We start from the raw sequence: 26,433 nt of genomic DNA, 5'->3' as shown, positions 1-26,433 counted from the left end.
TCAGACCGTTACGCCGGAAACCTGCCCACCCACGCCGGCTCGGGGACCTCCTGCCGATGCAGGAGAGCGGCCAGCTCACGGGCGTCCTCGGCGTCGAGGCCCAGCACCACGCGGGGCCTTCCCCAGGGGTGGTCGATCGAGTGGGCGACGTAGCTCGCCACCGACTCGGCGACGTCCTCGCTGCCCAGCCCCCGGCTCTCCCTCCAGTGCGCCCAGGCCCGCTCCAGTTCGCCGGCGGCCCGCTGAGCGCAGGAGACCAACTCAGGATCACGCATGAATCCCCCCGATTCCCGGTCGCCGGTCCGCGGGCAGCCCTTCCGCGACCCGCCGGGGGCCGGCGCCACGGCTGAAGTCAACACCGGCCGCGAGGGGACACGTCGGTGATTGACCTAGCTTTGGCCACCACTTGGAGCGGGCCCGGTGCTGCGCCGTACGACGAGCTGCGGGCTCACCTGCCGCAGCCGGGCGGTCTTGCCCGGCTCGGTGATGCGGTCGCTCAGCAGTGCCGCCGCCGAGCGGCCCATGGCCCGCCGGGGCTGGTCCACGCTGGTCAGCGAGATGTGGGTGACGGCCGCGAGATGGGTGTTGTCATATCCGACGACCGACAGGTCCTCGGGCACCCTCAGCCCCAGCTCGCTCGCCGCGGTCAGCACGCCCATGGCCACGATGTCGTTCGCCGCGAAGATCGCCGTCGGCCGGGGGTCGCGCTTCAGCAGCGCCAGCGCCGCGCGCCGGCCGCCCTCCTCGCTGAAGTCGCCGTGCTCGACCATGATGTACGGCGCCAGCGCGTGGCGGCGCATGGCCACCAGGTAGCCCTCGCACCGGCAGCGGGCGGCCGACGACGGAGCGCCCTCGATGTGGGCGATGCGCCGGTGGCCCAGCTCCACCAGGTGGTCCACGGCGTAGCGGGCGCCGAGCTGGTCGTCGTCGACGACGATGTCCACGCCCTCGAGTTCGACGTCGCGCTCGCCGACCACCACGGTGGGCGTGTAGGCCGAGGCCTCGGCCAGCGTGTCGCTGGACGGCGCGACCCCGAGCAGGACCAGGCCGTCCACCCGCAGCTCGAGGAACGCCTCGACGGCCTCGTCCTCGAACGCCGGGTCCCAGCGGCCGCTGCCGATCAGCAGCCGCAGCCCGTCGCCGTGCAGGCTCTCCTGCAGGCCGTCGAGGAACTCCGCGTAGAAGGGGTTGTGCAGGTCGGCCACGAGCGCGCCCACCAGATGGGTGCGCCCCTCGACCAGGCTGCGGGCGACCGCGTTCGGGCGGTAGCCGAGCTCCCGCGCGGCCTGGAGGACCGCCTCCCTGCGGTGCTCGCTCACGTGCGGGGAGCCCCGCAGCACAAGAGACACCAGCGACTTGGAGACTCCTGCCCGCTCCGCCACGTTGCGGATGGTCGGGCGTGGCCGCGGGCTGAACCCATCGGACAGTCCGCCGGCGGGGATCGCGACCCCGACGTCTTTCCGGGCAGTGGTCTGCATGGACGGTCCTGACATGGTTCTCCCCACGATGCGTGGACGTGCACCTGACACACCAAACGATCGAGTTGCCCCGAGGGTACGGGTTGATCGCGGTAAGACAGGATCCTTCCTCTAATCGGGCGTTGGGAAGGTTAGCCGCACCATGGGTAGGACGGCGGAGCCGGGAGGGGGTTCGAAGGGGAAGCCTTGATCTGGCCGGTCCCCCTCTCTGGGGGCCGATTCGCTAGGGTGCGGGGTGTGAGTGCCACAGGCCAAGCGGAAGACGGGGCACGGCCGGCGCGCCGCAGGCTCAGCGTGGACCGGCGGCGTGAAGAGCTCATCGCCGCCGCGCTCGAGCTGTTCAGCAGGCACGACGCCGAGGACGTCTCGATCGACGATGTGGCGGCTTCCGCGGGCGCGTCGAGGGCGCTCGTCTACCACTACTTCGGTGGCAAGCAGGAGCTCTATGTGGCGGCCCTGCGCAGCGCGGCCGCCGAACTGCGGGCGCGGTTACAGCCGCAGGGCGAGGGCGGGCCGCTGGAGCAGCTCAGTTCGGGCCTGACGCGTTATTTCGACTTCGTCGAGGAGCACGCGGCCGGCTTCGCCGCGTTGCTCAGGGGAGGCCCGGCCAATCGCGCCGGGGAGATCGGCGAGATCGTCGACGGGGTGCGGCAGCGCATGCTGCGCATGATCGTGCATCAGATGGGGGTCGACGCGCCCGGTCCGGCGTTGCGCGTCACGCTGAGGTCGTGGGTCGCCTCGGTGGAGACGGCCGGCCTCGACTGGCTGGAGCACCGCGACATGGAGCGTGCCGAGCTGGAGCGTCTCCTGGTGGACCAGATGGTCGCGCTCCTGCGGGCGGCGAGCGGGCACGATCCCGGGGTGCGGGTGCTGCTGGGGACTCTGCTGCCCGTGCACCCTGCATCCAAAAACCAGGCATCCGAGAACCGGGCATCTGAGAACCGGGCATCTGAGAACAGTGAGGCCGTTCCCTGAACCTCTCACGGCGTTCGTGAGACGTCCCGAGGCGCGAAGGCCAGGGTCGTACGCATGGGGAGACGGGGGGAACCACCGGGGGCGAACGGACCGTGTACGCGGGGAGGCGCCGGGCGGGCGGCGCCGACCCCAGATCCCCTCCCATGACCCGTAGCGGTCACGGGAGCGTGGTGGACGCGCTCACATCCCCGACGCGAGCGCGCCGTCGTTCCCCCCGTGGCGTGACGGCCACGTCCTACTCGGACCGCTGCTGCGGAATCCCCGCGAGCAGTGCCCGGACCTCGGTCTCCCGGTACCGCCGGTGACCGCCGAGGGTGCGGATGGACGTCAACTTGCCCGCCTTCGCCCACCGGGTGACGGTCTTGGGGTCGACACGGAACATCGTGGCGACCTCCGCCGGGGTGAGCAGTGGCTCGGCCTCGGGTGTACGAGCTGACATTTGTGCGGCCTCTCCTCCGTGTGGACCGCCGGCAGCGATCCTGCGACTTGTCTGGCGCAAGTGCCCCTTCCGCCAATCCCTGCCCCGTCGCGTCGGCCGGAGCGGCGTTGTCCGCCTCGCCCGCGAGAACTCCTCGCAGGCTCGGACCTTCCGCGGGCCCGGAGTCGTCGCCGACAGCGCTGTGTCGGCTCCTCCTCCGCCTTGCGATGCACCACTCTGGACACCGCTGCGTTCGGGCAAATCTTGTCGGTCGCGGCACTGTCACGGATGTCCTTCAATGATCCAAAAACGTGCGGTTTCTAGGATCATTTACGGCATCACCCGATGTGACCATACAGCCACGTAGTGCGATTGGCGAGCCCTCTGGGCACAACGTCTCGACCACGGGTTGATGTCACGCTCGGTGATTCTAGCGACACGTTTCGTGGTATCGCAGTGAAAACGGCAAACTACTCAGTTCGTAGATGTGAGATCGACTATGTCATGACCAGAATCGGCAGGTCAGGGAATGTTCCTGACCATCAGTTTGCCGACTCGAGGGCGCGGATCGACCTCCAGCGGAGAATCACCCGCTGATACATCGCGAAGGCAAGTTCTTCCTGACCGTTGTCCAAACCCGCGAGGGCGGTCGCCACCTCGGCGACGGACTGGTCGCCCTGGAGGGTCCGGTCGTCCATCAAGTGGACGAGGCCGCCGTAGTCGAGCTCCACCAGCGAGTGGGGGTGGAACTCCTCCAGCCAGCGGCCCACCTCCTCGACCTCGGTGAGGGCCGCCACCTGCCCGACGTGCCTGCGGATCACCACCAGCGCCCGGGCCACCCGGCGCCGGGCCTGCGCCATCGAGGTGACGTACAGCATGTTCCTGGGCGGCGCGGCGGTGGTCTGCGCGCCCGCCTCGGCCGGCTGCTCCGAGCCCAGCACGAGCCAGCGCTCCGCCGAGTCGAACGGCGCGAACCACGCGATCGGCACATGCCACGTGCTCGTGCGGATGTGGGTGCGCAGGGACTGCTCTCCCCGCTTGAACCGGTCGAAGTCGTCGGCGGTCTGCTCCGCGATGGCCTGGGGCACGAACCGGGAGGCGAGCTTGACGGGGACGCTCCCGCGGAACGACGCGAACGCCAGCCACGACCGCAGCCTGCTCTGCCAGGGGCAGACGTACAGCGTCTCCTCCACCCGGCGCAGGTACGCGTTGGGGCTCTCCCGCTCGGGCGCCGGCAGCGGCGGGACCGGCAGCAGGCGGCGGACCGCCTCGCCGTGTTCGACCTCGAGCGCGCCCGCCCGGCGCGGCCGGTCGCGCGACTCGGCGTACCGGACCCAGCGAGCCTGATCCTGCGGGGCGAAAGCGGTCAGCGGCTCGTACACACGGAGATAGGCGGCGTAGGGGAGCACACCAGAATCGTGCCACGTCGCGGGACGCATGTGCAGCACCGTCCCGGCTTTTCATGATCGTTTTTCCGGTGCATCGGATAAGCTGAAGGCCGATCGCCGCAACGAGGCGGCGTACACGATCAGGAGTCACCACCGTGACCGACGTTTTCGGGCTGTCCCACAAGGATTCCAGCTCCGGCGGCGACACGAACCCCGCCCAGCCGGTGCGACACGAACAGGTCGTCTTCTGCTCCGACGAGCGCAGCGGCCTGTACGCCATCATCGCCATCTACAGCACCGCCCTCGGACCGGGGCTCGGCGGCACCCGGTTCTACCCCTACCAGAGCGAGCAGGCCGCACTCGCCGACGTGCTCAACCTCTCCCGGGCCATGGCGTACAAGAACGCGCTGGCCGGCCTCGACCACGGCGGCGCCAAGGCCGTCATCATCGGCGACCCCGCGACCGACAAGAGCGAGGCTCTCCTGCGGGCCTACGGCAGGTTCGTCCAGTCGCTCGGCGGGCGCTACTACACGGCCTGCGACGTGGGCACCTACAGCGAGGACATGGACGTCGTGGCGCGCGAGTGCTCCTACGTCACCGGCCGCACCCAGGCGCACGGCGGCGCGGGGGACTCCTCCATCCTCACCGCCTTCGGCGTGTTCCAGGGCATGCGGGCCGCCGCCGACCACGTGTACGGCGCCTCCTCCCTGAGCGGCAGGCGGGTCGGGGTCGAGGGGGTCGGCAAGGTCGGCCACCGCCTGGTCGAGCACCTGATCGAGGACGGCGCCGAGGTCGTGGTCTGCGACGTCGACGAGCAGGCCGTCGAACGGGTGCGGCAGCGCCACCCCGCCGTCGAGGTCGTGCCCGACGCCGCCACGCTCGCGGCCTCCGACATCGACGTGTACGCGCCCTGCGCCCTCGGCGGCGCGCTGGACGACGAGACCGTCCCCCGGCTCAAGGCGAAGATCGTCTGTGGTGGGGCCAACAACCAGCTCGCGCATCCCGGCGTCGAGAAGCAGCTCGCCGAGCGGGGCATCCTGTACGCCCCGGACTACGTCGTGAACTCCGGCGGGGTCATCCAGGTGGCCGACGAGATCGAGGGCTTCGACATGGGCCGGGCGCGCGCCCGGGCGGCGAAGATCTTCGACACGACCTTGAGAATCTTCCGCTCGGCCGAGGAGGAAGGCGTCCCTCCCGCCGTCGCAGCGGATAGGCTGGCAGAGCGGAGAATGTCAGAAATCGGTCGGCTAAGGGGTATTTGGCTCCGGCGCTGACCGCCGCCGCTCGTACGACGTACCGAGCGGCGCACAAACCAGGTACGGTAATAGGCGAACGAGAGACTGACGCCTGAAGTCAGGTGGCGTCGGTGCGCGGTGCGTTAGTGACGAGGGGTCGGGCACGGCCCCGCATGAGGGGGTCGAGCCAATGGGGCGCGGCCGAGCCAAGGCCAAGCAGGTCAAGGTCGCCCGTCAGCTGAAGTACAACAGCGGCGGTACGGATCTTGAGCGCCTGCGCGCGGAGCTCGGAGTCGTGGACGCCGACGATTCCGGCCACAGTGACGAGCATGACCCTTACGACGAGTTGGCTGATCGCTACGCCGATTACGCGGCCGTCGACGACGACGACGGCGACGATGACCGCCGTGGGCGGCGTTGACCCGGTTCTGATCGCCAGGTGAGTGACCCGGCGGGGACGTTCCCGCCGGGTTCTCTCAATGTCCGCGAGTCGCTCTCCCGCGAGCCCCTCGCCTCCGGCACGGAGACGGGTGCGGGGTGAGAGTCGGCCGGCCGCGGTGTTGCGGTCGGCCACATTTGTGGCCAGACACGGTCACGGCCGGTCGGCGTAATCGGCATGTCTCCTCATTGTCGAGTCGCCGTCGAGTCGCCCAGGCCGGAGCCGTCGTGGCCGCCGTCACGGTGCGATGCCGGGTGCTCGCGTTGCTTGCAGCGGCGAACCCGGGAGAGTCCACCGCGGCCGCACCTCCCGAGTGTGACGGATCTCACGAGGGCGGGACATCCGCCGGCCGTCAGCGCCCGGACGGGCGGGTCGCCACGACGTGACCGCCCGTGACCTTTAGTGCCGGTGTTCCGGACGACCGGCCGCCGATCGATCAGCCGCGGCCGTCCCGCCACGACCTCCACCCGGCGACCGTTCATCGGCCCGGACCTCACTGACGGAAACGGGCCCGTCCCTCGCCCGCGACGACCTCACCCAGCACCCAGGCGGGCAGGCCGCGACCGGTCAGCAGAGCGAGTGCCTTGTCGGCCTCCGCCGCCGGGACGATCGCGCACATGCCCACGCCGAGGTTGAACGTCTTGTCCATCTCCTCCTGGGGCACGCCGCCGCGCCCGGCCAGCACCTCGAAGATCGCGGGCGGGGTCCAGGAGTTCCGGTCGAGAAGGGCGTCCACCGTGCCGGGCAGTGACCTGGCCAGGTTGGCCGCCAGCCCGCCGCCGGTGATGTGAGCCAGGGCGTGCACCTCGGTCTCCCGGATGAGCGCCAGGCAGTCGAGCGAATAGATGCGGGTGGGCTCCAGCAGTTCCTCGCCGAGCGTGCGGCCCAGCTCGGGCAGCTCCTGCTCCAGGCCCAGCCCGGCGGTCTTGATCACGTGCCTGACCAGCGAGTAGCCGTTCGAGTGGACACCGCTGGAGGCCAGCCCGAGCACCACGTCTCCCGGCACGACCCGGTCGGGGCCGAGCATCTCGTCCGCCTCGACGACGCCGGTGCCCGCGCCCGCGAGGTCGTACTCGTCGGGGCCCATCGCGCCGGGGTGCTCGGCGGTCTCCCCGCCGACCAGCGCGCAGCCCGCGAGCCGGCATCCCTCGGCCACACCGCCCACGATGTCGGCGATCCGCTCGGGCACGACCTTGCCGCACGCGATGTAGTCGGTCATGAACAGCGGCTCGGCCCCGCAGACCACGAGGTCGTCCACGACCATGCCGACGAGGTCGATGCCGATCGTGTCGTGCTTGCCGAGCTGCTGGGCCAGCATGACCTTGGTGCCGACGCCGTCGGTGGACGTGGCCAGCAGCGGCCTGCGGTAGCGCAGGAACGCCGAGGCGTCGAAGAGCCCGGCGAAGCCGCTGGCGTCGTCCACGACCTCCGGCCGCCGGGAGCGCGCCACCCGCGACTTCATCAGCTCGACCGCGCGGTCGCCGGCCTCGATGTCGACGCCGGCGTCGGCGTAGCTGGTCATCGCTGAGCCTCCAGCACGAACTTGCCCACCCTGTCGTCCTCGATCGGAATGGGGTACTCACCGGTGAAGCACGCGCGGCAGAGCCGGTCGGCCGGCAGCGTCGTCGCCCGGGTGAGCCCCTCCAGGGAGATGTACCCGAGAGAGTCGGCGCCGAGCGAGGAGCGGATCTCCTCGACCGACAGCGACCCGGCGATCAGCTCCGCGCGGGTGGCGAAGTCGATCCCGTAGAAGCACGGCCAGGCGACCGGGGGCGAGGAGATCCGCACGTGGACCTCGCTGGCCCCCGCCTCGCGCAGCATCTTCACGATGGCCCGCTGGGTGTTGCCGCGGACGATCGAGTCGTCCACGACCACCAGGCGCTTGCCCTCGATGACCTCGCGCAGCGGGTTGAGCTTGAGGCGGATGCCGAGCTGGCGGATGGTCTGCGACGGCTGGATGAACGTCCGGCCGACGTAGGAGTTCTTCACCAGGCCCTGGCCGTACGGGATGCCGCTCTGCTCGGCGTAGCCGATGGCGGCGGGGGTGCCGGACTCGGGCGTGGGGATCACGAGGTCGGCGTCCACCGGGTGTTCGCGGGCCAGCACGCGGCCGACCTCGACCCGGGTGGACTGCACGCCGCGCCCGGCGATCGTGGTGTCGGGGCGGGCGAGGTAGACGTACTCGAACAGGCAGCCCTTGGGCTCGGCCGACGCGAAGCGCTGCGAGCGGACCCCGCGCTCGTCGATGGTCAGCAGTTCGCCGGGCTCGATCTCGCGGATGAACGACGCGCCGACGATGTCGAGGGCGGCGGTCTCGGACGCCACCACCCAGCCGCGCTCCAACCGGCCCAGCACGAGTGGGCGGATGCCCTGCGGGTCGCGGGCGGCGAACAGCGTCGTCTCGTTCATCCAGACGAGCGAATAGGCGCCCTTGACCTCCGGGAGCAGCTCGGCCGCCACGTCCTCGACCGGGCGCGAGGAGTCCTGCGCCAGGAGAGCGGTGAGCACCTCGGTGTCGGTCGTCGCCCGGGTGGAGCCCGGCGCGAGCCGTTCTGCTAGGTGGGCGGTGTTGATCAGATTGCCGTTGTGGGCGAGCGCCAGCCCCTTGCCGTCGCTGGAGTTCAGCGTGGGCTGCGCGTTCTCCCAGACGCTCGATCCGGTGGTGGAGTAACGGCAGTGTCCGATGGACAGGTGCCCCCGAAGGGTGCCGAGGATCGACTCGTCGAAGACCTGGGCCACCAGGCCCATGTCCTTGTAGACGAGGATGCGGTTGCCCTCGCTGACCGCGATGCCCGCGGACTCCTGCCCACGGTGCTGCAACGCGTAGAGGCCGTAGTAGGTGAGTTTGGAGACGTCCTCCCCGGGCGCCCATACGCCGAAGACGCCACAGGCGTCCTTCGGAGCGCGGTCCTGGGGGTCGAGGTCATGGCCCAGCCGGCCGTCGCCCTTCAACACGTACTTGAGTCTATTTGGGCGTTGGCGCTGCTCAAACCCGGGCATGCCCTTCAGGCGCCGGAAGCATCACCCGCCCTTTGCCGTGTCGCCCCTGCTCACACGCGGAATTCGGGGCAGCCTGGGCTTTCGGGCAGGCCCCAAGAATCGGATATGGCCCAGACCGGTACGGGAGGGATGATCGTGGCGACACCCGACGACCCCGGGCGCCCACAGGAGCCGTACGGCCCGGGAGTCCCGGAGGAGCGGGAGCCGTCGGCGGGAGGACCCGCAGGCCCGCCCTCTGGCCGGCCCCCCTCCGGAGGCTCGCCCTATGGCCGGCCTCCTTATGGACAGCCTCCCTACGGGCAGCCGCCGTACGGGGGGCCGCTGCCGCCGCCCCCGGGACCCGGCGGACCTCCCGGTGGCCCCTGGGGGCCTCAACCGGGCGGCGGGCTCGGGACGGCCGCGCTGGTGCTCGGGATCTGCTCGATCGTCCTGCTGCTGGTCTGCGGCGTCGGCACGCTCGTGGCGATCGTCGGGCTCGTCCTCGGCATCGTGGCGATCGCCAGGAACTCCAACCGGGGCAGGGCGGTCGGAGGGGTGGTGCTGAGCGCACTGACCCTGCTGCTGGCCCTGATCGTGAGCGTGGCGCTCTACAACTGGTTCACGACCAGGCACGTCGGCGAGTGCTTCGACCGCCGGCTCTACCCCACCCAGGAGGACGCGCAGCGCTGCGTGCAGGACAAGCTCTCCGGGTTCCGGTGACCCGGGCGGGGCGTCAGCGGGGGGTCACCAGAGAGGGAGCAGGGCGGACAGGTCGGCCCGGGAGCCGCTGGCCGCGATCTTTCCGGCGGCGGTGGCGTCGGCCCACGACAGCCGGCCGGTGGCCAGTTCGAGCCAGGTGCGAGGGTCGGTCTCGATGACGTTGGGCGGGGTGCCCCGCGTGTGCCGGGGCCCCTCCACGCACTGCACCGCGGCGTGCGGGGGGACCCGCACCTCCACCGACCGTCCCGGGGCCCGCGCGGCCAGGTCCTCCAGCAGATGCCGTACGGCGGCGCGGGCGGCGGCCCTCAGCGGCGTGAGCCCGGCCTTATAGGCGTCGAGCACGGCCAGCACGCACGCGTTGCCCGCCATGCTCTCGGGACCGTCGAACGGCGGCCGTCCGAGATCGGCGAGCTGGGCGTCGAGCGCCTCTCGGATCTTCCCTGGGTCGAGTCTGCGTGCCGGCACCGGCCCATTGTCCCGGATCCCGCCTCCGCTCGATCGCGGGGGAAATGATGGGCGGTCTCCGGCTCGGCGCGGAGCCGTACGGGGGACTCAGATCGGGAGCGGATCCTGACCGAGGATCCGAGCGCCGTTGGCGGCGGAGGCGCGGACCGCGGCGAAACCGGAATCGATCATCTCGCGCTCGTACGAACGCAGTTCCGCGATCAGGGGACGGCCACCGGCGAGAGCGGCGGCGAGGCCGGCGGCGTCCCGGAGGGCGTGGTTGGCCCCGGCTCCCCCCGCCGGGCTCATCGCGTGGGCCGCGTCGCCGAGCAGCGTGACGCGGGTGGTGTCCCAGGGAGCGATCGGAACGCTGGTGCGCAGTGCGAGCGGAAAGACGTCGTACCACTCGGTGAGCATCTGCCGTATGCGGGAATGCCAGCCGTACGTCATCTCCATCACGAGGGATCTGAGCAGGTGCGGCTCGGGTGGCAGGTCCTCGGCGCGGGCGCTGAAGGAGAAGGTGGCGTAGTCGCGGGTGAGGGCGATGCCCACCACACGGTGGCGGGGCCCGGTGACGGCGCTGAACACATGGTCCAGGTCCTCGGCCGACTCCCGTGGGATCTTGCCGTAGAGCTGGGTGAGGCCGGTGCCGACGACGCGGGCGTGCGGCAGGTGCTGCCGGCGGACGGCGGAGCCGACGCCGTCGGCGCCCACCAGCACATCGCCGGTGGCCGTGGTGCCGTCGTCGAAACACGCGGTCACCTGCCCGGCCTCCGCCTGGAAGGCGGTGAGGCGCTTGCCATAGGTGACCAGCCCCTCCACGTCGGCCAGCAGGGTGTCACGCAACTCCTGCCGGTCGACCGACAGGTGCCGGCCGCCGAAATCGTGTTCTTCCAGCACCCGTAGTGCCGGATCGAGACGGACGAACCGCGGCTTGGGCGTGTGGGCGGCGGCCAGGAACGCGGCCCAGCGCTCCGGCGCGAGCACGGATGCCAGCGCGTCGATGCCCAGGTCGCCGAGATGAAGACGGTATCCCTGCCCGCGGATCACGGGCGAGGCGTCGCGTTCGTAGACGGCCACGTCGACGCCGGTCCCGCGCAGTCCGTTGGCCAGGGCCAGGCCGCCGAGACCGGCTCCGATGACGATCACTTTCATCGCGGCTCACCGCCGAAGCCGGCCGCGTGCTCGGCGGCCCACGCCGACAGCTGCGTGGCCGGAGCACCCGTGATGTCGAGCACGGCAGTGCTGACGGCGGGCGGCGGGGCGGCGATCAGCGTGGCGTAGCCGTCGAGCAGTTCGTCCACGAAGCCGTCGGGGAAGCCGGGATCGGCCAGCAGCCTGGCGCGTTCTTCCTCCCGCGTCAGCTCGTGCCAACGCAGCGGCCGCCCGATCGCCTCGCCGATGATCCGCACCTGCTCTTCCTGGGTGAGGACTTCGGGCCCGGTGAGGGCGTACCGGCGCCCGGCGTGCCCATCCTCCGTCAGGGCGTGTACGGCCACCGCCGCGATGTCGTCCTCGTGGATCGGCACCGTCTTGAGTGTTCTGTAGGCGCCTCGCACGACATCGCCGGCCTTGATCTGTTCGCTCCACCACAGGGTGTTGGCCATGAAGGTGCTGGGGCTCACGATCGTCCACTCCATGCCGGCCTGCTCGATCAGGTGTTCCACGGTGGCGTGCCAGCGGGCGACCGGGGTGGGCTGCAGCTCGGGGGCCACCCCGGGGCGTACGTCGCCACCCGTCATGAAGACGACCCGGCGGGCCTGGCGCTTGAGCGCGTCGACGAGACGCCGGGCGGGTTCGGCCGAGTGGAACGGCCACATCAGGAACACCGCCTCGACACCGTCCAGAGCGCCGGATGCGTACAGGTCCGGTGTGACGACCTCGACGCCCGCAGGGAGGCCGGCGGTTCGCGGGCGCCGGCTGGTCGCCCGTACGGCGGCGCCCGCCCGGGCGAGCCGCTCCACGACTCGCCGGCCGACGTTTCCCGTGCCGCCGAAAACCAGGTAAGTGCTCATGTGCCCACGATCACCGGCGACCGGTAGCACGCGCAGGCCAGAGGCATCGTGGCGGCGGAAAATCGCATGAGACCATGAAATATGGCGGAAAGCGGCGTGCTGGATGACCTCGATCGTGCTCTCGTGCACGCGCTTCAGATCGACGGCCGGGCTTCCTTCCGGCAGATCGCCGAGGTCGTCGGCACCTCCGAGCACACCATCGCGCGCCGCTACCGCAGGCTGCGCCTTCAGGGGCTCCTGCGGGTGGTCGGCATGCTCGACGGCACCCGCTTCGGGCAGACCTCCTGGGCGGTTCGTCTGGTGTGCACGCCGGACGCCGCCGGGCCGGTGGCCGAGGCGCTGGCCCGGCGCGAGGACACCGTCTGGGTGCGCCTGCTGTCCGGCGGCACCGAGATCGCCTGCGGGGTCCAGTCCGGCGGGGAAGGGGACGACCTGTTGCTGAAGAAGCTCCCCAGGACTCCGCGCGTCGTGTCGATGTCGGCACACGCCACGCTGCACATGTTCGCCGGATGGCGCAGCCGGGCAGCCGTGCTCTCGGACGAGCAGGCCGCGCGCCTGCGCCCGGATCGCGTGGACGAGCACGAGGTCACCCTCGGCGGCGAGGACCGTGCCCTGCTGCGGGTGCTGGCCCGGGACGGCCGGGCCGGCTTCGGCGAACTGGCGGCGGCGGCCGGGTGCTCGCAGACCACGGCCCGCCGCCGGCTGGAGCAGCTGCGCGCGGGCGGCGCGCTGCGCTTCGACGTCGAGATCCCCGCCCAGGCTCTCGGCTACCACGCGGAGGCATGGTTGTGGATGAAGGTCGAGCCTCGGGCGCTGACCGCGGTCGGCGCGGCCATGGCCCGGCACGCCGAGGCCGACGTGGTGGCCGCCACCACCGGCCCGACCAACCTCATGGCAGGGGTGACCTGCCGGGATGCCCAGGCCCTCTACCACTACCTGACCGAGCGGGTGGCGACGCTGGACGGAGTGCGCGAGGTGGAGACCGCCCCGGTGATCCGCACCGTCAAGCGGGTGGGCACCTTGCTGCCCTGAACGAACCCCGGGAGTCAGGCGACCGGCTCGGCCACGGCGGGTTCGGCGGAAGCGGAGGCGGAGGCGGCGGCGGCCCGGGTGCGGCGCAGGGAGTAGACGCTGACCGGCACGCCGACCAGCACGATCGCGGCCGCGATCAGCAGCGTGAACCGGTAAGCCTCCAGGAAGGCGTGCAGCGGAGCGCCGCCGACCGCGCTCTGCCTGGCGCTGAGGATCGCGCCCAGGATCGTGATGCCGAGCAGGCCGAAGACCTCGCGGGAGACGTTGAGCACGCCCGAGGCCACGCCCGCCCTCGCGGGGGGCATCGCGTTCAGCACGACGTTGGTCAGCGGGACGAGCAGGCCGGCGCCCGCGCCGTACAGCAGGAACCAGGGGAGCAGGTCGCCGTAGTGGGAGCCCTCACCCGCGCTCGACAGCCCGCCGATGGCCACCGCCATCAGGCCGAGGCCGACGGCGACGGTGCCCGCGCTGCCGAAGCGCTCGGCGATCCGCGGTGAGACGCTCGCGATCACCGCCATGAGCAGCGCCATGGGCACGAAGCCCGCGCCCGCCGCCGTCGGGGAGAACCCGAGCGCGCTCTGGAGGTAGAGCGCGGTGAAGAAGTAGATGCCGAAGACTCCGAACGACCACAGGCCCATCGACAGCAGGCCGCCGCTGAAGACCCGCTCACGGAACAGTGTGAGGTCGATCATCGGCTGCGCCGTACGGGACTCGACGACCAGGAACGCGACGGCGGCCACCGCGAAGACCGCGAACGCCCCGAGGATCGGCGCCGAGGTCCACCCACGCGACTCGCCCTCGATGAGCGCGTAGGTGAGGGCGAACAGCGCCACGGCGGAGGTGGCCAGGCCCGGCAGGTCGAGGGACGCCCGCCCGGACGAGGCCCGCTCGACCCTGATCGAACGCAGGCCGATCACGGCCGCGACCACGCCGATAGGCAGGTTGATCAGGAAGATCCAGCCCCAGTCGGCGTTCTCGCTGAGGAACCCGCCGGTGAGCGGACCGATCGCGAGGGCCAGGGCGCCGACCGCGCTCCAGATGCCGACGGCCGTCGCCCGCTCGCGCGGATCGGGGAAGATCCGCGGCAGCAGGGCCAGCGTCGACGGTGTCACCAGCGCCGCGCCGAGCCCCTGCACCGCGCGCGCCGCGATCAGCGTCTCCTGGCTCCCGGCGAGGCCCGCCGCCACCGACGCGAGCGTGAAGACCGCCAGGCCGCCGAAGAACGCCGTCCGGGGGCCGAAGACGTCCGCCAGGCGTCCGCCGGCGAGCAGCAGGCCCGCGAACACCAGGATGTACGCGCTCACGATCCACTCGAGGCCGGAGATCGTCAGCGCCAGGTCCCGCTGGATCGTCGGCAGTGCCACGTTGACCACGTTGTTGTCCAAATAGGTCATGAACGTCGCGAGCGCCACCGCGACGAGCGCCCACCACCGTCCGGACATGTGTCCTCCTCTTGTACGAGGTACATGTACGGCGTACATGTACGGTGCATAGGAGACCTTGTACGGCGTATAGTTGTCAAGTGCCGAGGAGGTAGGGAGGCTGCGGGCCATGGCGAACGCGGAGCGGCTGAGCCGTCTGAGTCTGATCGAGAAGGCCCTTGAGCTGGCCGACGCCGAGAGCCTGGAGTCGGTCACGGTGCGGCGGCTCGCCCATGAGCTCGGGGTGACGCCGATGGCTCTCTACTGGCACGTCAAGAACAAGGACCAGTTGTTCGTCTGCCTCGCCGACCATCTGCTCGCCACGGTCACTCCCGAGTTCGACCCGGCCGCGCCGTGGAACGCGCGGCTGCGGGTGATGGTCGAGGCGCTGATCGGGGTGATGCGGCGGCACCGGTACATGCCGGGGCTGTTCGCGATGGTCGAGAAGCAGGAGCTCCCGAGCTTCAGCCGGGCGACCGACACCGCGCTCGATCTGCTCGGCCAGGCGGGTTTCACGCTGAGCGAGGGCTACGCCGTCTCCACATACCTGCTGCACGGCGCCATGGCCCTGGTCGACAACGAGCCCGGCTGCCCCGGCGCGTTCACCGCGGCGGAGGCGGCCGAGTTGCGCCGGCAGAAGCGGCTGGCCCTGGAACGGCTCCCCGCCGACGAGTTCCCCCGCATCGTCGAGTACGCCAAGACGATGGAGGAGGAGCCCGACCTCGACGCCTACTACGCGTTCGGCCTGGATCTCCTGATGTCCGGGGTCGAGGCCATGGCCGCGAAGAGGACGCCGGACAGCGCGACGCAGAACAGCACGAGATAGGTGGTGCGGAACCCCGTCATGAGCTGCCGCAGCGCGGTCGGGGACACCTGTGACAGCGTCCCCGCGTAGATCTCGTCGCGCAGCGCCGGCGCCACCGAGGCGGTCAGCACACTCAGCGTCGTCGCCACGCTGAGCACGACGCCGACGTTCATGACCATCAGGCGGAAGCCGTTCACCACCCCGCGGCTCTCCTCCGGCAGCGCGCCCATGACCTGCGTCGTATTGCCGGTCAGGAAGGCGCCGCTGCCGCACCCGCACACGAAGAGCCCGATCCCGATCACCCAGTACGGCGTGGCCGGGCCGGCCGAGACCGTGAGGACGAGCAGCCCCGACGCCGTGAGCACGCACCCGCCCACCGACAGCGCGTACGGGCTCACTCTGCGGCCCAGCGCGCCCGACAGGGGAGAGGCGATGGTCATGCCCACGGGGACCGGCAGCACGCCCACACCGGCGGCCAGCGCGTCGGCCCCGCGCGCGGCCTGGAAGTAGAGCCCGGCGAGCAGGATCAGCGACGAGCGCGCGAGCGCGTTGGCGAACGACGCCAGATTTGCGCACAGCAGCATGCGCCCGCCGAACAACGTGAGGTTCAGCACCGGGTTGCGCGCCCTGCGCTCCACCGCGAACAGCGCGGGGACGAGCGCGGCGGCGGCCACGCCGGGCAACGGCTCGCCCTGGCTGATGGCGATCAGCACGGCCGACAGCGCGGCGAAGACGATCAGGTTGCCCAGCGCGTCCACGGACTGCCGGGGGCCCGCCGGGACCTTCCGCAGCACGGCCGCGCCCCAGGCGAGCGCGACCACCCCGGCCGGGACGTTGATCCAGAAGATCCACCGCCAGCCGAGCGTGTCCGCGATCAGGCCGCCGAGGGTCGGCCCGGCGAGCTGGGCCACCGAGAGCGTGGCCATGTAGACGCCCATCCCCTGGCTGAGCCGGTCGGGCGGGAAGGCGGCGGTGACGATCACCGTGCCGTTGGCCAGGATCATGGCCGCGCCGAGCCCCTGGAGCGCCCGCAGGGCGATGAGCACGCCGACGTCCGGCGCGATCCCGGCGAGCAGTGACGCGCCCGTGAACAGGGCGAACCCGACGAGGTAGACCTCCCGCCTGCCGAGCAGGTCCGCGACACGGCCGAAGAACACCAGCGTCGCGGTGCTGATCAGCAGGTGCGCGAGCAGGATCCAGCTCGACGCCAGCGGTCCGGCGTCGAAGTGCCGTACGACCGCGGGAAGGGCGACGTTGAGCGTGCTGGAGCTGAGCCCGATGAGGACGAGACCGAGCCCGGTGACGGAGCAGACCCTCCAGGCGTACCGGAGGGCCTTCGCATGGTCGGCTGAGCCTGGCTCTCGGGGGGTGTCGGCCATGTCGTCGATTCTGATGTACGCCGTACGTCTGGATTGTCCTGGGACCCGCTCTATGGGCGTGGTGCCGAATCGGCCGACACGATTGGAACGTTCTTGACCGCCGGGGCTTACGGATAGCGGAGATACGCATACGTGATGTTTGGCATGACAACCCACATATCCCTCGACGCGTGAATCACGTGCGTAACTTCTGTATTCCGCGCACTTCGTGCGCCTTAGAAAGGGAAGTCCGTGGCTATCAGATTGCCGGGTGGACGCACGATCGGCCTGATGACGGCTGGTGCTCTGGCTGGATCGGTGCTGGTTCTGGGTGGCGCGGCCACCGCTTCGTCGGCGAGTGACGCCGCCTTCTACGCGTGTGTGAACAAGAGCACGCGGTATATGCGCCTGGTGAACGCCACGACGACGTGCAAGCCGGCCGAGACCAAGGTGTCGTGGAACAGGACCGGTCCGCAGGGTCCGGTGGGCATCGGCGGCGCCGGCCCGCAGGGTCCTGCCGGTCCGCAGGGGCTGCGCGGCCCCCAGGGCATGCGCGGCCCGCAGGGCCCGAAGGGCGACACCGGTCCGCAGGGCCCCAAGGGCGACACCGGTGCCAAGGGTGAGCCCGGCAAGGACGGCACCCCGGGCAAGGACGGCAAGGACGGTGCCCCGGGCAAGGACGGCGCTCCTGGCCGCGACGGCGTCGCGAGCATCTCCGCCAAGCAGAAGGAGTTCAACTTCGGCATCGGTGGTGGTTCTGTGCAGCTGACCTGCGACGGCGGTTACGCCACGGGTGGCGGGTTCACCGGCACGAAGGTCATCGGCGAGATCACCACCAACGGCCCGATCCTCACCGGCGGCAAGCCCACCGGCTGGCTGGTCGGCGGCACCTCGACCAAGGGCACCGCGTACGTGATCTGCGCCGGCGTCGGCGGCGGTGGCAACAGCGCTCGCAGCAACGAGAACGAGACCACCGAGGAGGACGGCGGGAACAAGAAGCCCGGTGCGGAGAGGACCCAGCAGTCCGGCTCCGGCGGTGCTTCCGAGAGCTGATCCGGCGAAGGCGCTCGTCTGAGGCGGCCCAGCAGAGGTGAGGTGGTGGAGGCCGTGGGGGGCTCCACCACGCCCTCGTCCCGGACCGGTTGTCGTGACCGCTCGAACTCACCGGTAGCGGAGATGCGCATACGTGATGTCCGGCGTGGCGACCGGCATATCTCCTGACGTGTGAATCACGTGCATAGCTCCTGTGTTCCCCACACTTCGTGTGCTCAAGAAAAGGAAGTTCCGTGGCTATCAAGTTGCCGGGTGGACGCACGATCGGCCTGATGACGGCTGGTGCTCTGGCTGGATCGGTGCTGGTTCTGGGTGGCGCGGCCACCGCTTCGTCGGCGAGTGACGCCGCCTTCTACGCGTGTGTGAACAAGAGCACGCGGTATATGCGCCTGGTGAACGCGACGACGACGTGCAAGCCGGCCGAGACCAAGGTGTCGTGGAACAGGACCGGTCCGCAGGGTCCGGTGGGCATCGGCGGCGCCGGCCCGCAGGGTCCTGCCGGTCCGCAGGGGCTGCGCGGCCCCCAGGGCATGCGCGGCCCGCAGGGCCCCAAGGGCACCGACGGCAAGGACGGCGAGCGCGGCCCCGCCGGTCCGCAGGGTCCCAAGGGCATCGACGGCAAGGACGGCAAGGACGGCGACAAGGGTGACACCGGTCCTCGCGGCCTTCCGGGCGAGGACGGCAAGCCGGGCAAGGACGGCAAGGACGGCGAGCGCGGCCCCGCCGGTCCGCAGGGCACCAAGGGTGCCGACGGCAGGGACGGCAAGGACGGCGAGGACGGAAAGAGCGCCTACGAGATCTGGAAGGCGCAGCCGGGCAACAGCGGCAAGACGGTCGCGCAGTTCCTCGCGTCGCTCAAGGGTGAGAAGGGCGACAAGGGCGACCCGGGTGACTCGGGCGGCTCTGGCTCTGGCTCCGGCGGCGCGGGCAGCGCCACCTACAAGTCCGACAGCTTCAACTTCGGCGGCAGCGGCGGCACCAAGATCGTCATGTGTGAGAAGGGGATCGCCACGGGCGGCGGCTACAACGGCAGCAACAACGGGCAGTTCTGGGTGAGCGGCCCGTACTTCCTGGGCAACAAGCCGCTCGGCTGGCAGGTCTCGGGCAAGAACTCCAACGGCACGGTCTACGTGCTCTGTATGTGACGTGGCCGGCGAGGTGGTGGGGTCCGTGGGGGCTCCGCCATGCTCGCGTCCGGCCCATTTCTTGACCACTCGGACTCACTGGTAGCGGAGATGCGCATACGTGACGCTAGGTGTGACAACCGGCATATCTCGTAATGCGTGTCTTATACGTACAACCTCTGTGCCCACGCAGTTCGTGTGCCTCAGAAAGGGAAGTTCCGTGGCTATCAAGTTGCCGGGTGGACGCACGATCGGCCTGATGACGGCTGGTGCTCTGGCTGGATCGGTCCTTGTCCTGGGTGGCGCGGCCACCGCTTCGTCGGCGAGTGGCGTCGTGCTCTATGCCTGTGCGCATAAGACCACGGGTGACATGCGTCTGGTCGACGACACCGAGACGTGCAGGACGCCCGAGACCAAGGTGTCGTGGAACCAGGCCGGTCCGCAGGGTCCTGCCGGTCCGCAGGGTCCTGCCGGTCCGCAGGGTCCTGCCGGTCCGCAGGGTCCTGCCGGTCCGGAAGGTCCCGCCGGCCCGCAAGGTCCCGCCGGTCCGCGGGGCCTCCAGGGCGAAAAGGGCGAACCCGGCCAGGACGGTAAGGACGGCGCTCCGGGTCGGGACGGTAAGGACGGTAAGGACGGCGCCCCAGGTCAGGACGGCAAGAGCGCCTGCGAGATCTGGAACAAGGGCGCCTGCAGCGCCGGCGACGAGGCCGACTTCCTGAAGTGGCTCAAGGGCCAGGGCGACTCCGGCGGCGCCCCGACGCTGACCTCGCGGATGGCGAGCCAGTTCATCTCGGGGAACAGCGCATCCGTCTCCTGCGCCGCGGGAGAGACGGTCACCGGCGGCGGCTACAAGATCAACTCGAGTAGGACCGTCACGGGCAGCTACATGAGCGGCAACGGCTGGAGGGTGGAGCTGGCGAGCGACGGCGAGGGCAACGGCCTCGTCTACGCCATCTGTACCAAGATCTCGTAAGAGCGGCCCGGTGGAGTCCGTGGGGGCTCCACCAGACGCGCCACCCATACTTGCCGTACGCGATGAGGCGTTGGCGTACGGCACTGCGAAGGCCCTTCCGGAGGGGTTACCGGAAGGGCCTTCGTCGGTTTCGTGGGCCGTTGCCGATTCCGGAGCCTAAGGTGTCCGATCATGACCGAGCCCTCCTACCTGCAGGTCGCCCGGGCGGCCTACGACGCCGTCGCCGGGGACTACGCCGATCGCCTCAGGCACCAGTTGAACGAGAAGCCGTTCGAGCGCGCGATGCTCGCCGCGTACGCCGAGATCGTGCGGGCGTCGGGCGTTCCCGGGCCGGTGGCCGACGTCGGCTGCGGGCCCGGCCGGATCACGGCGCACCTGCACGCGCTCGGCCTGGACGTCTTCGGCGTCGATCTGTCGCCGGGCATGATCGCGGTGGCCCGGCGCGAGCATCCGGACCTGCGGTTCGAGGAGGGGGCGATGGCGGCCCTGGACATCGCCGACGAGACCCTCGGCGGCGTCGTCGCGTGGTACTCGATCATTCACACCCCGCCGGAGCGGCAGCCGGCGGTGCTGGCCGAGTTCCGCCGGGTGCTGGTCCCGGGCGGGCATCTGTTGCTCGCCTTCCAGGTCGGTGACGAGCCCTTCCACGCGGCGGAGGTGTTCGGCCGGCAGGTCGCGCTCGACTTCCACCGCCTGTCGCCGGACCGGGCGGCGACGATGCTGGCCGAGGCGGGACTGCCGGTGGTGGCACAGCTGAAGACCGAACGCCGCGAGTTCGAGCGAACCCCTCAGGCGTACCTCGTCGCCCGCAAACCAGCGCCTTCCCGGCCATGAGCCGGAGACCCTCCTCGGGTCGGCTCAGACGGCCGGGAACGAGGTGTCGCCCGAGGGGGATGGGCGGTAGCGGCCGGAGAGGCGGGCGAGTTTGAGGCTGAGATGCAGGCTCAGCCGCTCTTCGCCGTCCCTGAGGTCGGTCTCCGCCAGCTCCTCGACCCGGCGAAGGCGATAGTAGAGCGACGTACGGTGCAGGCGGAGCCGGCGGGAGACGGCTTGGGCGTTGCCGGCGAGGTCAAGGTAGATCTCCAGGGTCTCCAGCAGCGGCCGGTGCTGGGCCTCGTTCAGCAGCCGTGCCAGCCCCGGATGGAGGTTGCCGTGCGGCACTCCGGACAGCATGCGATAGACGCCGAGGCGGTCCCACTCCGCCGAGCGCCCGAACTCCGGCACCTTCGCGACGACCTCGGCGGCGTGCAACGCCTCCTCGTACGACTCGGCCGCGAGGGAGAGCGAGGAGCGTGGCGAGCCGATCCCGACCAGGACCGGCGTCCCGAGGGCCGCGTGCATCTCCTCAGAAAAGGCGCGGGTGCCCGCGGTGAGCAGTACGGCGTGGTCGTAGCGCACCAGGTGCAGGGGATGGTGCCTGGCCAGGCGCCGCCGCAGGGCCAGCAGCCCGCGTTCCAGCGTCAGCCGCAGGGTCTCGTCGGCCTCGCCGCGGACGGGCCTTGCGACAGCCACGGTCACGGGCGCGCCTTGAGGGAACGCACCCGCCTCGATCAGGGTTCTGCCGGCGTCGGGCTCGCGGAGCAGCAGCCCGGTGACGGCCTCCAGCTCGCGGCGCGAGGCGAGCTCGGAGGCCAGGCTCTCGTGGAACAGGGTCAGGGCAAGGGTGTGCGTGGCCTCCGCCGCGGCCGCGATCTCCGGCTCGGTCATGGCCGGAGCCGCGTCGATGAACCAGAGGAAGCCGAGCGGCAGCCCGTCGTGCCGTACGGGGACGCAGACCCGCGGCAGCAGCCCCAGCTCCGGGGCGCCGGGCGTGCGCAGCGGCTTGGTCGCCTCGTGGATGCCCGCGGCGCGCAGGAAATCGCGCACGTCGGGGGTGGTGTGCCGGCGCAGGATCGAGTGGCGGCGGACGTCGTCCATCAGCCCGTCCTGCTCGCTGTAGGCGACGACGCGCTGGCGGCCGTCCTCAAGTAGCAGGGGTCTTTCGAGGCGAAGGGCGAGGTCGTCCACGATTCGCTGCAGATCCACCACTCGGCCTCCACCTGGACGCTTCGACATTTGTAGGAGAAGGGCCCGTTCGTCTTCCCTACAAGTGACCGATGATCTGCGTCAATAGTCTCTATAGCGTCATAATTCGTGAAACTCTCAAAAACGCTGTTCCCGGGCATAGCGGCGGTCATTGCGCTCGCCCCGCTCGCGCTGACGGCGGTTCCCGCCTCCGCGGCCCCCGGCGGAGACCCGGATCTCCCCTGGCGTCGTGACAACTGGCCCCAGACCCAGCCCTGGCAGCGCGACCAGCCGGACGAGGCGCAGGCCCTGCGTGGCCGCCCGTCGCGGGTCGTCGCGCCGATCGACCCGCAGAACTGGAAGAACCCCGACCACATGACGTGGGCGGATTACAAGAAGATCCCGGGCACCGACTGGGCGAACCCCGCGGTGAAGGGCTCCGCGCGCACCTTCAAGGGCGCGCTCGTGCTGGTGGACTACCCCAACCAGCCGTTCGTGGTCACCCGGCCGCAGAACTCGACCGTCTTCGGCAACCCCAGCGCCGAGGCCCACGACATCCCCCGTGACCAGGTCGCCAAGTTCTACCAGGACTTCCTCAACACCCCCAACCAGCTCAACAAGGGCCACACCCTGCACGAGTACTGGATGGAGGACTCCGGCGGCCGGTACGGCGTCGACCTCACCGCCTTCGGCCCCTACACCATGCCGGGCAAGTCGTACGAGTACGGCATGGAGTATCAGCGGGACGCCTGCCCGGCGGGGGACAACTGCAACAGGAACCTGCGTACGGACGGCAACACCGCCTGGCTGAACGACGTCGGCCAGGAGGTGGCGAGCCAGTTCGACTTCGTCTTCTACCTGAGCGCCGGCCAGGACGAGTCGTCGACCTGGCAGGAGTTCGGCATGATGAAGTTCCCCACCAAGGAGGACGTCACCGACGACTTCGGCCCGCCGGACCCGAACCTGCCCAACTGGTCGAAGACGCGCTACGTGGACTGGACCTCGTGGGCCGCGGGCTCGGCGTTCTGGCCGAACGCGCGCTTCGGCATCGACTCGGTCCAGACCGAGAGCTCCGGCATGGGGACGTTCGCCCACGAGTTCAGCCACATCATGGGCATCGCCGACAACTACAACAACCCCTACGGTGTCCCGGCCCGCCGGGCGTACACCGGCATCTGGGAGATGCTCAGCCGGGGCAGCTTCAACGGGCCGGGCGGCCCGCACAGCCGCTGGCTGATCCCGCCGACGGGCGGCGCGTCCATGGGCGCCCAGCACATGCTGCGCAACAAGATCAAGCTGAACATGGTGGACGAGCAGAACGTCCTGCGCCTGTCGCGTGACGCGCTCGCCCAGTCGGGCCTCGTCGTCGCCGACGTCACGGCCCGCGCCGTACAGCCGGGCGAGAACGGCCTGACGGGCGTGAACATCGCCTTCGGCACCGGCGACAAGTCCACGGGCTCGTGCAACACCGCGACCGATCCCCTGTGCGACGGCGGCGGCTACGACAACTACACGGTCGAGGTCGTCGACCGCGTGGGGACCGACTCGTTCACCCCCGACTCCGGTGTGCTGCTGGCCAAGACCAAGGACCAGGACAGGGCGCCGTTCGAGTGGGTGATCGACGCCAACCCGCAGGACATCGGCATGACCGACTACGTGCTGCCCGACGGCACCAAGGTCCCGATCACGATCGGCGACTACCGGCAGCTCGCCGACGCCCTCTTCCACGCCGGCACCGACTCCGGCAGCCGATACGAGTACGTGGACCAGGTCAACCGCCTGCAGTTCTACGTCATCGACCCGCACCGCGACCGCGACGGAACGCTGTCGTACACGGTCGCCGTCCGCTCGCTCGACGGGTCGGGCCCGCAGAAGCGGGGCGTGAAGCTGCTCCCGGGCGCCGGAGTCCCCACGGCCCAGAAGGGCGTGTCGACCTGCCGGTTCCCGCTGTTCAACACCGGCAAGGCGGCGCCCGCGCAGGGACAGCACACCGAGGACGTCGGCAGGTACCTCAACAGCGACGTCTACCGCCTGCAGGCCAAGGTCGAAGGGAAGGGCTGGTCGGTGATCACGCCGAACGCCCTCACCGCGGTCGGCTTCGGCACGCACGACGATGTCACCGTCCACGCCCAGCGTGCCGACGGCGGCAGCCGCCTGGCCACCGTCACGCTCACGGCCACCTCGGAGAGCGACCCCGCCAAGACCGCGACGGCCGAGTGCCACGTCATCGGTCTCTAGGGTGACCGCGCCCGCCCTCCCGGCCACCCCTCCCGCCGTGTCGGCGGCGCCCAGTGGTGGCGCCGTGACCACCGGTCTGGGGTGCGCCGGAGGGTTCGGCGCCGCCGCCGGCCAGGGTGCACTGGACTGTCGGGCTCAGATCAGCGCCGCGACGGCGGTGTCCACGTCGGCTTCCGTCGTGTAGAGGTGGAAGGCGAGGCGTGCCGCGCCGTTGCGGACGGATGCACGGATGCCGGCCGCCGCGAGCCGCTGGGCCGCCCCCGGGCGGGTGACGCTGACGATCGCGCTGTCGCCGGGCGGCATGCCGAGGCCGGTCCTGAACCGGTTGGCCAGCCGTACGTCGTGGTCGTTGATCGGACCGACGCCGATCTCCAGGAGCAGCTCCAGCGTGGGGGCGGCCGCGACGTAGGAGAACCAGGGGGTGGCGATGTCGAATCGCCGGGCGTCCTTCGCCAGCCGCAGGGGCGGGCCGTACGACGCGTCGCCGTCACCGGCGTACCAGTTGGCGGCGATCGGCCGGATGCGGTCGCGCACGGCCGGGCTCACGTAGCAGAAGGCGGTGCCGCGCGGGCACATCAGCCACTTGTACGCCGAGACGGCGAGGACGTCGAAGGGCGTCGCGTCGACCGGCATCCAGCCGACCGCCTGGGTGGCGTCGGCGACGACGAGTGCGCCGTGCGTCCGCGCCGCCGCGACGACCTCGTCTGCGGCCGCGACCTCACCCGTCGCGGACTGGACCAGGCTGAAGGCGACCGCGTCCGTGCGCTCGTCGATCGCTCCGGGCAGGTCCGCGGGCGGCACCGTGCGTACGTCGAGATCGTGCGCGAGCCAGGGGAACAGGTTCGACGTCTGCTCGATGTCGGGGACGACGACGCGCGAACCGGGCGGCAGCGAGGCCGCGACCGGGGCCAGCACCTGCGAGGCGGAGGCGCCCACGGCCACGTCGTCAGACGCGACGCCGACCAGCCGCGCGAACGCGGTGCGTGCGCGATTGGTGGACCGGTCCCACTTGTCCCAGCCGTTGGCCCCGCGACGCCACTCGGCCAGCGCGTTCTGCAGCGCCTCGAACGCCGGCTCGGGCGGTATGCCGTAGCTCGCGGTGTTCAGCCATCCCGGCTCCGGATCCCACAGACGTACCGCCTCGTCAAGATTCATCCTGGTAAGCCTAGTGTTCCAGCCATCGATCTGATCCGCCGGTGATGGCTGACGGCGAACTGGAGATCCTGCCGTACTCCCGCCCGCCCGCACCGCTCGGCACGCGTCGGCGGCTCGGCGCGATCCCGCCGGCTCGTGAGGGCACGACACCACGATTCGGCGTCGACCGAAGTGTTTCCGCGAAAGCGTTGCCTCATGGCCGAGATGACCTCTGCGCACTATTGTGCTCGTGACGTCGAAAGCTCGATGCTCTTGACCCCTGGCGAGCCGGACCTGTTCGTCAGCCGGCAGCGCCCGCACCGTGGCCGCGAGCCGCTGTCCTTGCCGGCCGTGATCTACGTTCACGGTGCCACGTTCCCGTCCGCGTTGTCGGTGAGCTATCCGTTGGACGGCCGGTCCTGGGGGGCGGATCTCGCCGAAGCGGGCCTGGACGTCTGGGCGTTCGACTTCGCCGGTTTCGGCCGCTCGGAACGGTACCCGGGCCAGGATGGAGACCCGGCCAGTGTCCCGCCGCTGGGCAGGGCACACGAGTCGGCCCGCCAGCTCGAACGCGTGTTGAAGCACGTCGTCGCCGTCCGCGGCGGTGGGCGGGTGTCGTTGCTGGCGCACTCATGGGGAACCATGGTCGCCGGCCTTGTAGCCGGGCGCTTTCCGGAATCGGTCGACCGGCTGGTCCTGTTCGCGCCGTTCGCGCGCCGTGATTCGACCGGTCTGCCGGATGCGGCCGCTCTGGGCGGCTGGTATCCCCTGGCTGTCGCCGAGCAGCACTCCCGCTTCGTCAGCGACGTCCCGGACGGGCACCCGCCCGTGCTGACCCCGCAGTTCGACCAGTGGGCGTCGGAATGGCTGGCGACCGACCCGGTCTCCGGCGGGGGCAGCACGCCGAGTGTACGTACCCCCAGTGGGCCACGGGCCGACATGCTCGCCGCGTGGTCGGGCGACCTGCCCTACGAGCCAGGTCTGATCGAGGCGCCGACCTGCATCGTCCGGGGTGAGTGGGACTCGATGTGCACGGACGAGGACGCCGGTGGCCTGTTCGCCGCGATCACGTCATCGCCGCTGCGGCAGGACGTCAAGATCAGTGAGGGAGGTCATCTCATGCATCTCGAGTCCGGCCGTCGCGCACTCTACCGCGCAGCCTCGGGATTCCTGCTCGGCGCGTGATCGTCCGTGCCTGCT

25 protein-coding genes are annotated in these 26,433 nt (G+C 70.6%); 12 read left to right on the top strand and 13 right to left on the bottom strand.

The features are described from left to right. Positions 1–8: 8 nt before the first annotated feature. Together QSK36_RS24840 and QSK36_RS24835 are read right to left on the bottom strand one after the other, a co-directional pair. Positions 9–275: a hypothetical protein gene (locus tag QSK36_RS24840; RefSeq protein WP_079315186.1), complete on the bottom strand. Its 267-nt coding sequence runs from the start codon at positions 273–275 to the stop codon at positions 9–11. 114 nt (positions 276–389) lie between these two features. After that, complete coding sequence (locus QSK36_RS24835; RefSeq protein ID WP_183543746.1) at positions 390–1,493, bottom strand: LacI family DNA-binding transcriptional regulator; 1,104 nt, start codon at positions 1,491–1,493, stop codon at positions 390–392. Between the two features lie 222 nt (positions 1,494–1,715). Between QSK36_RS24835 and QSK36_RS24830 the strand changes: the two genes are divergently transcribed. Next, positions 1,716–2,453, top strand: coding sequence for a TetR/AcrR family transcriptional regulator (locus tag QSK36_RS24830; protein ID WP_285784044.1), 738 nt, complete (start codon positions 1,716–1,718; stop codon positions 2,451–2,453). 235 nt (positions 2,454–2,688) lie between these two features. Here QSK36_RS24830 and bldC read toward each other — a convergent pair whose 3' ends face one another. Both bldC and QSK36_RS24820 read right to left on the bottom strand, forming a co-directional pair. Then, the gene (gene bldC / locus QSK36_RS24825) at positions 2,689–2,892 is read right to left on the bottom strand and encodes a developmental transcriptional regulator BldC (protein WP_013133571.1); all 204 of its coding nucleotides are present in this window, start codon (positions 2,890–2,892) and stop codon (positions 2,689–2,691) included. Between the two features lie 521 nt (positions 2,893–3,413). Further along, positions 3,414–4,280, bottom strand: coding sequence for a DUF8083 family protein (locus QSK36_RS24820; protein WP_183543748.1), 867 nt, complete (start codon positions 4,278–4,280; stop codon positions 3,414–3,416). Between the two features lie 134 nt (positions 4,281–4,414). On the opposite strand from QSK36_RS24820, the gene QSK36_RS24815 reads away from it, so the two are divergent. After that, positions 4,415–5,533 carry a Leu/Phe/Val dehydrogenase gene (locus QSK36_RS24815; protein ID WP_182900448.1) on the top strand — a complete coding sequence of 373 codons (1,119 nt, stop codon included), beginning with the start codon at positions 4,415–4,417 and terminating at the stop codon, positions 5,531–5,533. A 151-nt stretch (positions 5,534–5,684) separates the two neighbouring features. After that, positions 5,685–5,915: a DUF3073 domain-containing protein gene (locus QSK36_RS24810; RefSeq protein WP_079315184.1), complete on the top strand. Its 231-nt coding sequence runs from the start codon at positions 5,685–5,687 to the stop codon at positions 5,913–5,915. Between the two features lie 511 nt (positions 5,916–6,426). Here QSK36_RS24810 and purM read toward each other — a convergent pair. Both purM and purF read right to left on the bottom strand, forming a co-directional pair. Continuing rightward, positions 6,427–7,455: a phosphoribosylformylglycinamidine cyclo-ligase gene (gene purM, locus QSK36_RS24805; protein WP_139579737.1), complete on the bottom strand. Its 1,029-nt coding sequence runs from the start codon at positions 7,453–7,455 to the stop codon at positions 6,427–6,429. Then, complete coding sequence (purF, locus tag QSK36_RS24800; protein ID WP_183543752.1) at positions 7,452–8,888, bottom strand: amidophosphoribosyltransferase; 1,437 nt, start codon at positions 8,886–8,888, stop codon at positions 7,452–7,454. Before purF ends, purM begins: the two co-directional genes overlap by 4 nt. Before the next feature lie 450 nt (positions 8,889–9,338). Here purF and QSK36_RS24795 point away from each other — a divergent pair, with 450 nt between their 5' ends. Continuing rightward, positions 9,339–9,632 carry a DUF4190 domain-containing protein gene (locus QSK36_RS24795; RefSeq protein ID WP_183543754.1) on the top strand — a complete coding sequence of 98 codons (294 nt, stop codon included), beginning with the start codon at positions 9,339–9,341 and terminating at the stop codon, positions 9,630–9,632. Between the two features lie 24 nt (positions 9,633–9,656). Here the strand turns inward: QSK36_RS24795 and QSK36_RS24790 are convergent, their stop codons facing one another. The 3 genes from QSK36_RS24790 to QSK36_RS24780 form a co-directional block, all read right to left on the bottom strand. Next, positions 9,657–10,097 (bottom strand): sterol carrier family protein, encoded by a 441-nt coding sequence (locus QSK36_RS24790; protein WP_285784043.1) that lies wholly within the window; start codon positions 10,095–10,097, stop codon positions 9,657–9,659. 87 nt (positions 10,098–10,184) lie between these two features. Then, positions 10,185–11,231 (bottom strand): FAD-dependent oxidoreductase, encoded by a 1,047-nt coding sequence (locus tag QSK36_RS24785; RefSeq protein ID WP_285784042.1) that lies wholly within the window; start codon positions 11,229–11,231, stop codon positions 10,185–10,187. Further along, entirely contained in the window at positions 11,228–12,091 is an 864-nt protein-coding gene (locus QSK36_RS24780) for an SDR family oxidoreductase (RefSeq protein WP_285784041.1), read from the bottom strand. The genes QSK36_RS24785 and QSK36_RS24780 overlap by 4 nt, the downstream gene beginning before the upstream one ends. A gap of 81 nt (positions 12,092–12,172) precedes the next feature. Between QSK36_RS24780 and QSK36_RS24775 the strand changes: the two genes are divergently transcribed. Beyond that, positions 12,173–13,123: an Lrp/AsnC family transcriptional regulator gene (locus tag QSK36_RS24775; RefSeq protein WP_285784040.1), complete on the top strand. Its 951-nt coding sequence runs from the start codon at positions 12,173–12,175 to the stop codon at positions 13,121–13,123. 14 nt (positions 13,124–13,137) lie between these two features. Here QSK36_RS24775 and QSK36_RS24770 read toward each other — a convergent pair whose 3' ends face one another. Then, complete coding sequence (locus QSK36_RS24770; protein ID WP_285784039.1) at positions 13,138–14,565, bottom strand: MFS transporter; 1,428 nt, start codon at positions 14,563–14,565, stop codon at positions 13,138–13,140. A gap of 109 nt (positions 14,566–14,674) precedes the next feature. Between QSK36_RS24770 and QSK36_RS24765 the strand changes: the two genes are divergently transcribed. Next, a complete protein-coding gene (locus QSK36_RS24765) occupies positions 14,675–15,370 on the top strand; it encodes a TetR family transcriptional regulator (RefSeq protein WP_139579744.1) in 696 nt (231 codons plus the stop codon). On the opposite strand, the gene QSK36_RS24760 is transcribed toward QSK36_RS24765, so the two are convergent. Next, complete coding sequence (locus QSK36_RS24760) at positions 15,277–16,728, bottom strand: MFS transporter (RefSeq protein ID WP_285784038.1); 1,452 nt, start codon at positions 16,726–16,728, stop codon at positions 15,277–15,279. The genes QSK36_RS24765 and QSK36_RS24760 overlap by 94 nt on opposite strands. Positions 16,729–16,998: 270 nt before the next feature. Here QSK36_RS24760 and QSK36_RS24755 point away from each other — a divergent pair, with 270 nt between their 5' ends. The 4 genes from QSK36_RS24755 (at position 16,999) to QSK36_RS24740 (ending at position 20,691) form a co-directional block, all read left to right on the top strand. Further along, the gene (locus QSK36_RS24755) at positions 16,999–17,760 is read left to right on the top strand and encodes a hypothetical protein (protein WP_285784037.1); all 762 of its coding nucleotides are present in this window, start codon (positions 16,999–17,001) and stop codon (positions 17,758–17,760) included. Between the two features lie 233 nt (positions 17,761–17,993). Then, positions 17,994–18,905, top strand: coding sequence for a collagen-like domain-containing protein (locus QSK36_RS24750; RefSeq protein ID WP_285784036.1), 912 nt, complete (start codon positions 17,994–17,996; stop codon positions 18,903–18,905). A gap of 199 nt (positions 18,906–19,104) precedes the next feature. Beyond that, positions 19,105–19,857 (top strand): hypothetical protein, encoded by a 753-nt coding sequence (locus QSK36_RS24745; protein WP_285784035.1) that lies wholly within the window; start codon positions 19,105–19,107, stop codon positions 19,855–19,857. Between the two features lie 171 nt (positions 19,858–20,028). Next, positions 20,029–20,691 carry a class I SAM-dependent methyltransferase gene (locus tag QSK36_RS24740; RefSeq protein ID WP_285784034.1) on the top strand — a complete coding sequence of 221 codons (663 nt, stop codon included), beginning with the start codon at positions 20,029–20,031 and terminating at the stop codon, positions 20,689–20,691. 24 nt (positions 20,692–20,715) lie between these two features. Here the strand turns inward: QSK36_RS24740 and QSK36_RS24735 are convergent, their stop codons facing one another. After that, positions 20,716–21,882: a PucR family transcriptional regulator gene (locus tag QSK36_RS24735; protein WP_285784033.1), complete on the bottom strand. Its 1,167-nt coding sequence runs from the start codon at positions 21,880–21,882 to the stop codon at positions 20,716–20,718. A 108-nt stretch (positions 21,883–21,990) separates the two neighbouring features. On the opposite strand from QSK36_RS24735, the gene QSK36_RS24730 reads away from it, so the two are divergent. Continuing rightward, positions 21,991–24,099 (top strand): M6 family metalloprotease domain-containing protein, encoded by a 2,109-nt coding sequence (locus QSK36_RS24730; protein WP_285784032.1) that lies wholly within the window; start codon positions 21,991–21,993, stop codon positions 24,097–24,099. A 135-nt stretch (positions 24,100–24,234) separates the two neighbouring features. Here QSK36_RS24730 and QSK36_RS24725 read toward each other — a convergent pair whose 3' ends face one another. Further along, on the bottom strand, positions 24,235–25,254 hold the full coding sequence (locus QSK36_RS24725; RefSeq protein ID WP_285784031.1) for an aminotransferase class V-fold PLP-dependent enzyme: 1,020 nt from the start codon (positions 25,252–25,254) through the stop codon (positions 24,235–24,237). A 135-nt stretch (positions 25,255–25,389) separates the two neighbouring features. Between QSK36_RS24725 and QSK36_RS24720 the strand changes: the two genes are divergently transcribed. After that, the gene (locus QSK36_RS24720; RefSeq protein ID WP_285784030.1) at positions 25,390–26,418 is read left to right on the top strand and encodes an alpha/beta hydrolase; all 1,029 of its coding nucleotides are present in this window, start codon (positions 25,390–25,392) and stop codon (positions 26,416–26,418) included. Positions 26,419–26,433: the final 15 nt, after the last annotated feature.

It is taken from the genome of Microbispora sp. NBRC 16548 (genome assembly GCF_030268985.1).
Taxonomy (GTDB): domain Bacteria; phylum Actinomycetota; class Actinomycetes; order Streptosporangiales; family Streptosporangiaceae; genus Microbispora; species Microbispora catharanthi.
The sequence above is the reverse complement of the archived record's forward strand: the minus strand, read 5'-3'. Positions and strand labels throughout refer to the sequence as shown.

Excerpts from the sequence above, each read along its gene's own strand:
- QSK36_RS24780 (WP_285784041.1), bottom strand. The coding sequence starts at position 12,091 with ATGAGCACTTACCTGGTTTTCGGCGGCACGGGAAACGTCGGCCGGCGA.
- QSK36_RS24835 (WP_183543746.1), bottom strand. The coding sequence starts at position 1,493 with ATGTCAGGACCGTCCATGCAGACCACTGCCCGGAAAGACGTCGGGGTC.
- QSK36_RS24765 (WP_139579744.1), top strand. The coding sequence starts at position 14,675 with ATGGCGAACGCGGAGCGGCTGAGCCGTCTGAGTCTGATCGAGAAGGCC.
- QSK36_RS24755 (WP_285784037.1), top strand. The coding sequence starts at position 16,999 with ATGACGGCTGGTGCTCTGGCTGGATCGGTGCTGGTTCTGGGTGGCGCG.
- QSK36_RS24785 (WP_285784042.1), bottom strand. The coding sequence starts at position 11,231 with ATGAAAGTGATCGTCATCGGAGCCGGTCTCGGCGGCCTGGCCCTGGCC.
- purM (WP_139579737.1), bottom strand. The coding sequence starts at position 7,455 with ATGACCAGCTACGCCGACGCCGGCGTCGACATCGAGGCCGGCGACCGC.
- QSK36_RS24770 (WP_285784039.1), bottom strand. The coding sequence starts at position 14,565 with ATGTCCGGACGGTGGTGGGCGCTCGTCGCGGTGGCGCTCGCGACGTTC.
- QSK36_RS24840 (WP_079315186.1), bottom strand. The coding sequence starts at position 275 with ATGCGTGATCCTGAGTTGGTCTCCTGCGCTCAGCGGGCCGCCGGCGAA.
- QSK36_RS24740 (WP_285784034.1), top strand. The coding sequence starts at position 20,029 with ATGACCGAGCCCTCCTACCTGCAGGTCGCCCGGGCGGCCTACGACGCC.
- QSK36_RS24760 (WP_285784038.1), bottom strand. The coding sequence starts at position 16,728 with ATGGCCGACACCCCCCGAGAGCCAGGCTCAGCCGACCATGCGAAGGCC.
- bldC (WP_013133571.1), bottom strand. The coding sequence starts at position 2,892 with ATGTCAGCTCGTACACCCGAGGCCGAGCCACTGCTCACCCCGGCGGAG.
- QSK36_RS24810 (WP_079315184.1), top strand. The coding sequence starts at position 5,685 with ATGGGGCGCGGCCGAGCCAAGGCCAAGCAGGTCAAGGTCGCCCGTCAG.
- QSK36_RS24725 (WP_285784031.1), bottom strand. The coding sequence starts at position 25,254 with ATGAATCTTGACGAGGCGGTACGTCTGTGGGATCCGGAGCCGGGATGG.
- QSK36_RS24775 (WP_285784040.1), top strand. The coding sequence starts at position 12,173 with ATGGCGGAAAGCGGCGTGCTGGATGACCTCGATCGTGCTCTCGTGCAC.